Source organism: Gemmatimonadota bacterium (assembly GCA_021295815.1).
Classification (GTDB): Bacteria; Gemmatimonadota; Gemmatimonadetes; order Longimicrobiales; family Gaopeijiaceae; genus JAGWBQ01.
On sequence record JAGWBQ010000025.1, the window covers coordinates 22,982 to 34,936 of the forward strand.

The following is an 11,955-nucleotide window of genomic DNA, read 5'->3' on the forward strand; positions in this document are numbered from 1 at the left end:
GGCTCACCTCGCCGATGTCCTCGCCCCGCAGCAGCCGCAAAACCACCTCGGCCTTCCGCTGCGCGCTCCACCGCTTCGGAAGGCCCCCCAGCCGGCCGCGGCTCTTGGCCGAATCCTGCTCTTTCGTACTCCGAGACATCCCGTGCCTCCTCTCTCTTGGACCCAGAATGGGTTGCTAAACTACTGTCCAGAGAAATCGGGGGCACTATAGCTGAGTCCGCTCCAGCGCCTGGGTCTGGCTCTTCTCGTCGACGCACAGCACCATCGCATGGTCGGGCGGGTCGAGGTAAAGGCCGACGATGTCGCGGACCTTCTCGGCGAAGAACGGATCGGTGGAGAGCTTGAAGTGCTTCTGCCGGTGAGGCTGGATGTTGAACGCGGTCCAGAGGCGCTGGACCGTGGACTTCGACACCCCGGTGGCGTCGGCCATGGAACGGCAAGTCCAGTGCGTGCCGCCGCCGGGAGGCTTGGTCTCGAGCGTCCTCCGCAGCAGCGTCATGAGTTCGTCATCTTCGATGGAGTGCGGCCTTCCCGGCCTTCGTTCGTCGTACAGATCCATGAGACCCTGGGTTCGGAAGCGTTCGCGCCACTTGCCGACTGTCCGGCGATTGACGCGGGCCCGCTCGACCACCGTCCTGTTGTCCAGACCATTGGCGCACAGAAGCACGATCTCGGCGCGGCGCACCAGCCCGACGGGCAGGCTGCGCGACCGGGCCAAAGCCTCGAGTTCCTGACGCGCACCCCGGCTGACTCGAGCGGCCTCATTGGATTCGTGCGCTCGAGACGACGGGCGAACCGTGAGCCCGACCCGGCCGACACCGAAAGGCGCCGGCTCTTCGACTTCGCGGCGCGAGCTGCCCGGGAGATCGCCGCCCGCGCTGAAAGTTTCGGAGGGGACCGTTCGACCTCTGACTCTTGCATGTTTAGGGAAGTTATCTTGTTCCGTGACGCACTCACCCCGAACGGACCGAAAAAGATGAACCGAATCCCGAAGCACCCCATCCGGGCCCTCCTGACGGCGCTCCTGCTAGGACTGGGAGCGTGTGGCGAGACTGGCACCCTGCCCGCGACCGAAGAGACGCCGGAAACGGCGCGAGATGCCCACGTCCTAGCTCTGGCGGATGCCCTCGTCGAAGCCCAGTTCATGGACTTTCCGACCGAAGCCGACAAGGTACGTTACATCAACGCTCTTGTAGGACGCCCTCCGTGGATCGAAACGATAGCGGACAACATCATCGAAGCCGAGTACATGGACTTCCCCACCGAAACCGAGCGGCAGGATTACGTCAACGCTCTTCTCGGACGCCCTCCGGGCGCCACACCGTTTTTTTACCGTGGACCTGACGATAGAGCGGTGGCGGCATTCGGAGCGGACCCGGATCCGATCTGCGACTTCGATCTGTCGATTCCCAAATACGCGAATGACGAAACGGACGAACCCGCCGAGGAATGGCAGGATGAGTTGGACCAGTGGCGCGATTGCTTGAAGGAGAACCATTCAACCCGAGACTTGCCGGAAGGTGAACCCCATGACCGTACTCGCTAGAATATCCATTCCCTGACGGTGCTGGCGGTACTCGCTGTACCGACCCCGCAGGAGCTCCGGGCGGCGGCTGTTCCGCATCCGCAGCCCCCGGAAACCGTTACCACGGCGGCTAAGGCCGAGGCCTGCCCCATTTGCTGGCAGGTCGCCGGCGAGTTGATCAAAGTCTTATAGGATACGGCGAGCGTGGCGCCCCCTTCTCTTCGCATCCTCTCCCCTCCGATCATAGCCGGCTGGTGTCGGTGCTGGCGTGGCCAGCCAGACTCGCAGCGACCGACAGATCGTTGTCCGCTGCGAGCATCCCGGTGACGAACGACCGCCGGAGAGCGTGAGGACCGTAGGCGCTTCCCGAGTGCCGCCGGCACCGGAACCACGGGCCCGGGTCGCATCGCCAGCGCCGCGCGTACCGGGCGGCGTCTAGGCGGTACCTCCGCCGTTCGTCCCTCCTTGTATCTTTCGCCGAAGCCATCCAAACCCACAAATGGTGTTCGGCTCATGAATCCACGTTACCGCGTCGCGATCCTTCTCTTCGCTCTGTCGGGATGCGGTCCTGGCGGCACCTCCGAGTTCCTTTCGCTCGGAACGGCCGGCACCGGCGGCGTCTACTATCCTCTTGGGGGCGCCATCGCCTCCAGCCTCTCGATCGCCGACTCCGCAAGGCAGTTCACGGCCGAGGTGAGCGGCGGTTCGGTCGAGAACATCAACCGACTGGCCGAGGGACAGATCGACCTGGCCTTTTCGCTATCGGTGAGCGCGTACCAGGGCTACCATGCCGAGGGCGACTTCACGACCGCGGTGGACGGGCTGCGCGTGCTCGCACCCCTCTATCCGAACGTCAGCCACATCGTCGTTCCCGGAAACAGCGAGGCCCGAAGCATCGCCGATCTGCGCGGCGCGAAGATCTCCGTGGGTAGCGCAGGCTCCGGCACCGAGCAGATCTCTCGGCATCTACTCGCGGCGCACGGCATCTCGTACGAGGAAGTCGAGCCACGCTACCTGACCTTCAACGAGTCGGCCACGGCGTTGAGGGACGGGGCGATCGACGCCGCGATGATCTCGGTCGGCTACCCGGCCGCCGCGATTCTGGAAGTGAGCACTACCTCCTCTGTCAAGATTCTGCCCGTGGACCCAGCGGTCATCGAAGAGATGCGGGCCGACCACCCCTACTACAACACGGGCGAGCTGCCGGCCGGGGTCTATCCGGGCGTGGAGGTCCCCATTCCCACGCTGATCGCGATGAACTGGATCGTCGGCCTCGAAAGCGTTCCGGACGAGGTGGTCACGAATCTCCTCGGCATTCTCCGCGACCGGAAGGCCGCGCTGGAAGCCGCTCACGACATGGCCCGTCTCATCGACCTTGCCAACCTCGAACACGCTCCCATTCCGCTCCACCCTGCGACCTCGGCCTGGATGGAGGGGCGCTGAGGAGTCCGGGACGCATGACATTTTCTCGTCGGTGCGTTCTCGCCGTCCGAAGGCTGCGCCCTGGCGGCCCGCGGCGAAACCCGTGCGAGATCGTTCGGGGACTTCCGGCCCGCCGGCTGCTCGCTCTCGCCGCAGGGCTCGCGGCGGGACTCGGCCCGGCCCACGATCTTCACGCCCAGCAGGCCGAAGCCACGACGGGCGTGATTCGCGGCACCGTCACCGACGATCGCGGCGTACCGGTAGCCGATGCCGTCGTCGTGATCCGACACCTGGAGACCGGACTCAGAACGGTGGTCGAGTCCACCCCGGAGGGCGCCTTCGCCAGAGCCCTGCTTCCGCTCGGCACCTACCGAGTTTCGGTGCGCTCGGAGTCCAACTTCGGCGAGATCGTCCGCGAGGACCTCGAGCTGCACGTGGGCGAGGTCATAGATCTCGACCTCTCCTTCCAGGTCCTGACTCTGGAAGGCATGGAAGTGCTGGTCGACCACGACTGGGCAGCCCGGGCCGAAGATCCGTCGAGTTCGCGCCGGCTCGACGGAGAGGTGGTCAACGGGCTTCCCAACAACGGCCGCAACTACCTCGATCTCGCCTTCACCGCGCCCGGGGTCGCGCCCTCCCAAGGGCCGGACGGAGAGGTCATGAGCATCGGCGGCCAGCGCGGGATCTTCAACAACGTCATGGTGGATGGCGCCGACTTCAACAACCCCTTTTTCGGGGAGCACCGCGGTGGGCAGCGTCCGGCCTTCACTTTCAACCAGGACGCGATCGCAGAGATGGTGGTGGTCAATCAGGGCGCGCCCGCCGAGTACGGAAGGTCGGCGGGAGGCTTCGTGAACGTCGTCACCCGCTCCGGCACGAACGAGTTTCAGGGCAGCGCCCACTACTTCGGGCAGTGGGACGCACTCGCGGCGAGGCACCCCAGGATCGCCGGAGACGCCCGACCCACCTTCGCCCGCAACCAGTTCGGAGCTACCTTCGGGGGTCCGCTGGTACGCGATCGGGCCTTTTTCTTCATGGCCTTCGACCGGCAGCTCTCAGCCGAGACCAAGCAGACGCGGCGCGTGTTGAACAACCCCTCCGAGCTGGCCAAGCTCTCCGGTTTTCTCACGGAGCGGTGGCCCGGGCTCTTCGACTCGGAATTCGGGGCCGTCGAACGCACCGACGACGCACGGGCCTTGACCGCCAAACTCGACTTCGCACTCAGCCAGAGCCACCAACTGTCGAGCAAGTACAACGGCTCCTGGGCAGAGCAGGTGAACGGCACCTTCGACGTGGACTCGTGGGGAGCCTCCGCGAACGGCGTCGAACAGGACTATTCGCACGCGGTCAACGTCTCGGTGCGCTCGCTCCTCTCCAGTAACGCATCGAACGAGTTCAGGGCCCAGTACGCCGTCGAGCACCGGCCCAGGCACTATCGCGGGCCTCTCCTGCCTGGGGCCTCCCCTCCGGCCACCCAGCACTTCGAGCGCCTGGGAGGGCGGCCCTTCCCCGACATCGGCATGGATTTCGACGACGGCTTTCGGATCGGCATGCCCTTCTTCCTGCCCGTGCACCCGTACCACGACGACCGCGTTCAGATTCTCGACAACCTTTCCCGACTCGTGGGCGACCACCTGCTGAAGGCGGGCATCGAGTACAACCGCACCTCGGCCAACCAGCACTTCGTCGGTTTCGCGAACGGACGCTACCTCTTCGATTCGGTGGACGGCTTCATCAACTTCGTGACGCAGGGCAATCGCTTCGTGACCTGCTCCGACGGATCGAGCAGCGCCGAGGGCGTCTGTCCCGCCGGCAGCTCGATCACGGGCCCCGTCCTCCTTTTCCTCCAGTCTTCGACCGTGCCCGGGGTCCCGCCCACCGACCTCGGGCTCCAGACCATCGTCGCGCACGAACTCGCCTTCTTCGTACAGGATTCCTGGAAACCCAAGCGCGGTCTCAACATCAATTTGGGACTGCGCTGGGAAGGCACCTGGCATCCGAATCCGTTCGTCGCGCCCGAGCGGACCTTCTACGCACCCTACCTCTCCGACCCCCGCTTCCCTTCCGACGGCGCCATACCAGACGACCTCGACAACTTCCAGCCGCGTTTCGGACTCACGTGGCTCGCGGACGACGAGACGACAGTCGTCAGAGCGAACGCCGGCGCCTACTTCTCGAGGATTCCCGGGCTCGTCTTCGCGCAGGCCCGCTCGACCAACGGTGCGTTCCAGCAGACCCATTTCCGCAGCAGCGCGGACTCGCCCGTCCTGGGTCCGGTACCCGCCATCGACGAGCTGATCGACGGCTCCGCGACCGAGCCTTTTCTGCCCGACATCCAGGTAGTCTCGCGCGATCTGGAGCTGCCGCGCACCTGGTCGTTCGGGACCGGCCTCGAACACCTTCTCAAGTCGGGACTGGTGGCGAGCCTCTCGTATCAGCACGCGCACACCGAGAACCTCTTCCGCTTCGTCAACCGCAACCACGAGCTGCTCGGCAGTCCGTTCGCCGTCGGTACCCATCCTTCCGGGGGAGGGATCAACGTGCTCACTACCGCGGAGAGCTCGGCGAGGTCCAGGTACCACGGCTTCACCGCAGGGCTCCGCGGCGAGAACCTCGGCGGAGCTGTCGCCTTCGGCCTTAGCTACACGCTGGCCTTCGATCGTTCGGACGACGACAACGAGCGCGATCCCTTCACGTTCGCCTACGCGGATCCGCGCGACCTGGATGCCGAATGGGGCTGGTCGGACCGCGACCGTCGGCACAAGATCGCCGGGCATCTTCTTCTCGACCTTCCGGGCGGGCTGTCGATGAGCCACATCGCCAGGTATCTGTCGGCCTCGCCGGTGTCGGAAAGCTGCGTCAGGAGAGGCGAGCGGACCGCCCTGCCCTCGGACCGGATCTGCGCCGACGGCTCCATTCTCGAACGCAACGGGCTCCGTCGCGACAACGAGTTCTTCACCTGGGATCTGCGTGTTTCTCGAAGCTTCGGCGCCGGCCAAGGGCTGGAGGTGGTCATCGAGGCCTTCAATCTCACGAACTCCGGCAACTTTCTCGATCCGTCGCAGGGCTCGCTGCTCTTCAACTTCGACGGCGCCATCCGGAGCGGTCTCGGCGATTCCCGTCGCGCCCAGGTAGGAGTGCGGGCGCGCTTCTAGACTAGCGACTCCTTCGCAGGACGAAGAGGCACACAAGCGCCGCGAGGGCGGCAAGATCGACGACGGCGCCGGCGCGCGCAATCCCGGGATTGGGCCAGAGCAGCGCAACGGCGCATCCCGCCATCGCGATTCTCGACCAGCTTCCCAGGCGGTCCCGAGCGAAGCCGATGCCGGCCGAGGCCAGCGCGATGACCCCGGCGAGGGCGCCGGCGGTCGCGACTGCGATCTCGATCACCGAACCGTCGAGGAGCAACGGAGGCATGTAGACGAAGACGAAGGGCACGACGAACCCGGCTCCTGCCAGGAGGGCGGCCGTTCCCGCCGTCTTCATCGCCGGAGAACCGGAGACGCCGGCCGCTGCGAAGGCGGCGAGCGAGACCGGCGGCGTGACGTTGGAGATGCAACCGAAGTAGAAGATGAAGAGATGCGCCGCGAGGAGCGGGACGCCGAGCTCCACCAGGGCAGGCGCCCCAAGCGCGGCCAGCACCACGTAGGCTGCCGTGGTGGGCAAGCCCATGCCGAGGACCACCGAGCCCGCCGCCGTCAGGGCGAGCGCGATGAAGAGATTGCCGTCGGCGAGCGTGATTATTAGCTCCGACATTCTCAGGCCGATTCCGGTCAGGGAAGCCACGCCCACCACGATACCGGCTGCGGCGCACGCGGCCGCCACCTGCACCGCTCCCCGGCCCGCACGTTCGAGCATCGACTTGACCTGACCGAGCGACGGCCGTGTTGCAGGCAACAGCACGGCGAGGACGAAGGCCGAACTCACGCCCCAGAAGGCGGCCCGGCTCGGCGAGCGTCCCGCAGCCAGCAGCAGAACGATGGCGGCCAGGGGCGCAAGGAGGTGGAGACGCCCGAGGACCTGCTCCCGAGCTCGGCTCCCGGCCGGCTCGATGCCCATCTTCCCGGCCCTGAAGTGGACGGCCCCGAGCAGCGCCGCGTAGTACAGGACCGCCGGAATAATCGCGGCGACCGCCACCTCGAGATAGGGGATGTTGGTCCAGGTGGCGAGGATGAACGCGCCGGCCCCCATTACCGGAGGCATGAGCTGGCCGCCGGTACTCGCCGCGGCTTCGATGGCGCCCGCGAAGTGCGGCCGGAACCCGGCTCGCTTCATCAGGGGGATGGTGAACGCCCCCGTGGTGACGACGTTCGCGACGGCGCTTCCCGAGAGCGATCCCATGAATGCGCTCGCCACCGCTGCGGTCTTCGCCGGTCCGCCTCGGGTTCGCCCCGCCACCCGGTTGGCGAGCGCGATCAGCAGCGCCCCACCGCCCGCGACGTCGAGCACGGCTCCGAAGAGCACGAAGAGGTATACGAAGTCGGCCGAGACTCCCAGCGGTACGCCCCAGATGCCTTCGGTGGAGAGGTAGAGCTGCTCGACCAGCCTTGTGACGTCGTAGCCCCGGTGCGCCAGAAAGCCCGGCAAGTGAGGCCCCGCTAGCGCGTATGCCAGGGCGAGCAGGCAGACGGCGACCAGCCCCCACCCGGTGGCGCGCCTCGCGAGCTCCAGGACCATAACGATCAGAACCACGCCGGCGACGATATCCGGCGACGTCGGGTTGGCCGACCGTGTGACCAGCTCCTGGTTTTCCGACGCGAGATAGGCGCACGCCGCCGCCGTCAGCCCGGCGAAGAGCCAAGGCAGGATCCGGGCCGCACGACCCACGACCCCGGCTTCGTCGGCTCCCCGCTTCGAGAGACCGAGGCTGAGAAAGCCGATCGACGCCATCAGGGCCAGGTGTACCGGCCTTTGCACCAAGGCGGTGAAGGGCGAGTACCCCGACGAATAGAGATGGAAGACGGCTGCGGCCAAAGAGGCGCCGACGACTACCCATGGAGCCCGNGCCGGGAGGAATCCGAGTCAGATTCGGGTCCCTGCGGAAGCTATGCGGCTATCCGGCACCTGCCCCGCCGATGGCCTGGCCAAACGCCGAGAAGATCGCTGTGACCACCGCTCCCACCAACATTACGGCGAGGGTGATCACAAACGCGACGTTGAAGGACCGGCGACCTTGGCTCAGGGCTCTGGCTCCGCAGGCGAGCACGGCCGCAGCCCAGATGCCTTCCACAGAGATGCCGTTCAGGAAGGTGCGCAAGGGGCCTTCGCCCCCAAGGAAGAACCCGAGGGACAATCGAGGCAAGTCCTGCGCACCTTCCGTCGGCCCGCCCAGCACGACCGCGTAGATGATGCCCAGCACGGCCGAGATCAGGCTGGCGTGAGCCGTCATCGAGATCCACTGCTTGAGGCCTCCCTCGTCACCCACGATCTTGAAGATCAGCCAGTAGACGACGGAGAAGACGACGAGCGCGAGCGGCACCCCGACGAGTATGCTGCCCAGGAAGAACGCTCCGGTGATCGACTCGGCCACGGCGAGGGCCTCGTCGTCGACCTCGGGAGACGCCGCAGCCTGAGCCTCCACCGTTATCTGGACCAGGGCATCCATGTGCATGAACACCGGCACCGCCATCATCGCCGTGACGAGGAGCAGGGGCAGGAACCAGCGCGGTTTCGCGGCCAGGGTCGTCATCGCCTGCCCCGGATTGAGGAAGACGTCGATCAGGGTGGGGAAGAAACCTCGCGTCTTCCCATTCTCCATCGTGGAAGCTTCGGCCTCCGGGGGGTCGTTCCAGTTCATGGTTTGCCTCGGTTGTTGTGTACGGTCGACTGGTGGCGGAAGGCTGGACCGCCTGGCTCGATCTTAAGGCGGGGGCGTCTCCTTAGCAACGGCGAAGCCCTGCCGCTCCGTTCCCTATCCGTCTAGTCTCGCACCAGTTCCACATGGGATTCGGAGTACACCGAGATCGGCATGGGCTGGGGCAGCATGTCCGCGTTCATCGATCCCAGGCCTTCCGCCGTCGAGCGGCTCTCGACCATCAATCCGGCGGAAACGTCCCATAGGAAGTGGCCGTCGCCGTTCACATCGATCGCCAGGTCGAGGTTCATCCCTTCGACGGAAAGCGCCACCGCCATGCTGGTGGTTCCGGTCCAGGCGACTTCGAGAAGGGACTCGCCGTCTACCGAGGATTCGCGGACCACCACGTACTCGGAGGTCGTGGTCGCGTCGAGGAGGCCTCCCATCAAGTCTTCCTGGTAGCTTCGGACGCCGCTCCAGGTATCGCCGACGCCGATCCGGTAGCCGGGGAGGTGGGGAAACATCGTGTGCGCCATCCCGACGAACTGGAACGCCTCCGCCCCGGCGTCGGAAACCTCGGGCGTGGCTTCGACGGACACGTCGCCGGTCGGGGTCATTTCGAAAACGAGGGGGCCGTCGACATCGTTCTCATCGGCCTGGATCACGGAGCCCGCGCCCGCCAGGTCGGCGCTGGCTTCCATGACCTCCAGGGTCACGCGCACGCCGTTCAGACTCTCCTCGAAGCTGGCGGCCAGGGTCATTTCGGTCTCTCCGCCCATCGACTGGGTGTTCCCCATCATGTCCATCTCCTGCGTCACGACCCCGGTGACGCGATAGGTGACTTCGGCCTGTGCGGGCACGTGGTATTCCAGCGCGGGCGGCGAGGGCGCGCCACCGCCGGTGGTGGCGCAGCCTGCGGTGACGAGGATGGGGACGAGGATGGGGACGAGAGCGATCAGTCGGTTCATGGGAATCCGTGGGTCGGGTTCGGGGCTTGCCGACCGCAGGCGGCCGGCGAGCAGGGCAATGGGCAAACTTACCGGGGAATCCCGGTTCTCCTCTCGAATAGCCGGGGGTCCTGGTCAGCAGCGCCCGGTCGGACGCTTCCGCAAGGGATACGAGCCCAGGGCCGCCGGTCTTCAGACTTGTCAGATGCGTCGGTTCCGTATATTGTCCGGCCATGAGCTACCGAACCAACCCGGATCGCATCCTCGACAATATCGATCGATCCCGCAGCAGAGAGGCCGAACGCGACCGCTTCGAGGTCGACCGTCAGGCGGAAGGGCGCGACCTGGAATCCGAGCCGCCCGCGCAGGACGCCACCTTCGGCGAGCGGGCCAGACGCATACGGGCCTGCGTGGAGCGAGCCTACGTCAGAGCCGCCAAGCGCGAGCAAGTGTACCGGCTCGCCAAGCGTTTTCGGGCCGTCGAGGATCTCCATCACCACAAGGCGCGAGGTGATGTCAGCATCATCGTGCAGTACCTCGACCACGAACGCTTCGACGACGTGCGCGTCTCTCCCTTCGAAATCACGCCTCAACACCTGCTCGACGCCCGCCGTGAGACCAGGACCACGCAGCCCGACATCGGCGCGTTGAAGGTCCTTCGCGAGCAACTGAAGTACGGGGTGCTCGCGGCATACCGGAAGCTCGAGCCGCACATTCGGGAGGCCATCAAGGAACGGGCCGACCTGGGCCACGTACAGGTCCTGGTCACCCTGGATCTGCGCCCGGCAGGCTAGCGGCCGGGGACCCGACCGCCCGGTCGGTCACCCGGTCGAACAAGCGGTGCGCGTCGCCGTACCGCCACCAGACCCGGAGATTCCCGGGGCGACCTGGTGTCCCAAAACGCCATCCCCTTCGCTCCCGTGACCTGCGAACTTCGGGCATGGGACGCGTCGACCGCAACCAGCCGTCCGGGCTTTCGGCACCTCCGGCTCTGCCGGCCGAGAAAACGGACTCCTTCGTCCGCTCGACGCCCGTCGTGCGTTTCGTCGATACCATGATCCGCGCGGCCGTGGACGGGGGCGCCAGCGACATTCACCTGGAAAACACCGACGGGGAGCTCCGTGTCCGTTACCGGGTCGACGGTCGGCTGCGCCGGACCCGCACCGCACCCCGTTCGCAGCGCAACGCCATAATCTCGCGCCTCAAGGTCATGGCAGAGATGGACGTGTCGGTTCGTCGACGCGCTCAGGACGGGAGCTTCGTTCTGGAACACGGGGGCCGCAGGCTTGCCTTCCGGGTCAGCACGCTTCCTGCGGGTCAGGGCGAGAAAGCCGTCGTGCGCATCCTGGATTCGAGGGCCGCTCCTACCGGTCTCGATCAGCTCGGCATGGGCCCGGCGGACCTGAAGAACGTGCGCGAAATTCTGCACGGCGGTCATGGAGCGCTGCTCGTTTCCGGGCCTACCGGCAGCGGGAAGAGCACCACGGTCTACGCCGCGCTGCAGGAGCTCGACCGCGAGTCGAGCAACGTGGTCACCTTGGAGGACCCTGTGGAGTACGAGCTTCCGGGAGCAAGCCAGGTGCAGGTGGATCGCAAGGCCGGACTTGGGTTCGCCGATGCGCTCCGCGCCATACTCCGCCAGGACCCCGACATCGTGATGGTGGGAGAGATACGCGACCCCGAGACCGCCGAGATCGCCATGTCGGCGGCCAGCACGGGCCACCTCGTGCTTTCCACCATTCACACGACCGACGCACCCGGTGCGGTCATGCGCCTGCTCGACATGAACGTACCGCCCTTTCTCGTGGCCGGCGGTCTCTCCGGTATCGTCTCCCAGCGGCTGGTGGGAAGGCTGTGCCCGGCCTGCGGCGGTCCCGGTTGCGATTCCTGTCGGCACGAAGGCCACAAGGGCAGGACCGGCATCTTCCAGGTGCTTGTGGTCGACGAGGCTTTTCGCGAAGCGATTTCGCGCGGCCAGTCCACCACCACGCTCAGACGACTCGCGGTCAAGCGGGGAATGGGCACTCTGGCTCAGGACGCTCGTCGCGCGCTCACCGCCGGACTCTCCGGACCCCTGGAGCTTCGCGATCTGCTCGGGACTGCGAAGGGAGAGGAGGCGGTCTGCCGTCTCTGCGACGCCATGCTCCCTCCCGATGCCGGCGGTTGCCCCATGTGCGGACGGAGCACCGGCGGAAGGTGCGGCTGCGGTCGGGAAGTGGAGCGCCGATGGTTGTACTGTCCGTGGTGCCTGAGCTCGCTCCGGTGAC

General features: G+C 66.3%; 9 protein-coding genes. 5 read left to right on the forward strand and 4 right to left on the reverse strand.

What is annotated here, in order from left to right:
• Positions 1 to 205 precede the first annotated feature (205 nt).
• Positions 206 to 718: an IS630 family transposase gene (locus tag J4G12_09665; protein MCE2456060.1), complete on the reverse strand. Its 513-nt coding sequence runs from the start codon at positions 716 to 718 to the stop codon at positions 206 to 208.
• 258 nt (positions 719 to 976) lie between these two features.
• On the opposite strand from J4G12_09665, the gene J4G12_09670 reads away from it, so the two are divergent.
• From J4G12_09670 to J4G12_09680, 3 genes are all read left to right on the forward strand, one after another.
• Positions 977 to 1,546: a hypothetical protein gene (locus J4G12_09670; GenBank protein ID MCE2456061.1), complete on the forward strand. Its 570-nt coding sequence runs from the start codon at positions 977 to 979 to the stop codon at positions 1,544 to 1,546.
• A 492-nt stretch (positions 1,547 to 2,038) separates the two neighbouring features.
• Positions 2,039 to 2,968, forward strand: a complete 930-nt coding sequence (locus tag J4G12_09675) for a TAXI family TRAP transporter solute-binding subunit (GenBank protein ID MCE2456062.1) — start codon at positions 2,039 to 2,041, stop codon at positions 2,966 to 2,968.
• Between the two features lie 14 nt (positions 2,969 to 2,982).
• Entirely contained in the window at positions 2,983 to 6,102 is a 3,120-nt protein-coding gene (locus J4G12_09680) for a TonB-dependent receptor (GenBank protein ID MCE2456063.1), read from the forward strand.
• Position 6,103: 1 nt separating this feature from the next.
• On the opposite strand, the gene J4G12_09685 is transcribed toward J4G12_09680, so the two are convergent.
• The 3 genes from J4G12_09685 to J4G12_09695 all read right to left on the reverse strand — a co-directional run.
• Positions 6,104 to 7,951, reverse strand: a 1,848-nt coding sequence (locus J4G12_09685; protein ID MCE2456064.1) for a TRAP transporter fused permease subunit, incomplete at its 5' end; no start/stop codon positions are given.
• A gap of 49 nt (positions 7,952 to 8,000) precedes the next feature.
• The gene (locus J4G12_09690; protein MCE2456065.1) at positions 8,001 to 8,744 is read right to left on the reverse strand and encodes a YIP1 family protein; all 744 of its coding nucleotides are present in this window, start codon (positions 8,742 to 8,744) and stop codon (positions 8,001 to 8,003) included.
• 122 nt (positions 8,745 to 8,866) lie between these two features.
• The gene (locus J4G12_09695) at positions 8,867 to 9,709 is read right to left on the reverse strand and encodes a hypothetical protein (GenBank protein ID MCE2456066.1); all 843 of its coding nucleotides are present in this window, start codon (positions 9,707 to 9,709) and stop codon (positions 8,867 to 8,869) included.
• 212 nt (positions 9,710 to 9,921) lie between these two features.
• Here J4G12_09695 and J4G12_09700 point away from each other — a divergent pair, with 212 nt between their 5' ends.
• Together J4G12_09700 and tadA are read left to right on the forward strand one after the other, a co-directional pair.
• The gene (locus J4G12_09700; GenBank protein MCE2456067.1) at positions 9,922 to 10,482 is read left to right on the forward strand and encodes a hypothetical protein; all 561 of its coding nucleotides are present in this window, start codon (positions 9,922 to 9,924) and stop codon (positions 10,480 to 10,482) included.
• A 146-nt stretch (positions 10,483 to 10,628) separates the two neighbouring features.
• The gene (tadA, locus tag J4G12_09705) at positions 10,629 to 11,954 is read left to right on the forward strand and encodes a Flp pilus assembly complex ATPase component TadA (protein ID MCE2456068.1); all 1,326 of its coding nucleotides are present in this window, start codon (positions 10,629 to 10,631) and stop codon (positions 11,952 to 11,954) included.
• Position 11,955 lies beyond the last annotated feature (1 nt).

What these genes read in the sequence shown, in the direction of transcription:
- J4G12_09690 (MCE2456065.1), bottom strand. Translation starts at nt 8,744, where the DNA reads ATGAACTGGAACGACCCCCCGGAGGCCGAAGCTTCCACGATGGAGAAT.
- J4G12_09675 (MCE2456062.1), top strand. Translation starts at nt 2,039, where the DNA reads ATGAATCCACGTTACCGCGTCGCGATCCTTCTCTTCGCTCTGTCGGGA.
- J4G12_09670 (MCE2456061.1), top strand. Translation starts at nt 977, where the DNA reads ATGAACCGAATCCCGAAGCACCCCATCCGGGCCCTCCTGACGGCGCTC.
- tadA (MCE2456068.1), top strand. Translation starts at nt 10,629, where the DNA reads ATGGGACGCGTCGACCGCAACCAGCCGTCCGGGCTTTCGGCACCTCCG.
- J4G12_09700 (MCE2456067.1), top strand. Translation starts at nt 9,922, where the DNA reads ATGAGCTACCGAACCAACCCGGATCGCATCCTCGACAATATCGATCGA.
- J4G12_09680 (MCE2456063.1), top strand. Translation starts at nt 2,983, where the DNA reads ATGACATTTTCTCGTCGGTGCGTTCTCGCCGTCCGAAGGCTGCGCCCT.
- J4G12_09695 (MCE2456066.1), bottom strand. Translation starts at nt 9,709, where the DNA reads ATGAACCGACTGATCGCTCTCGTCCCCATCCTCGTCCCCATCCTCGTC.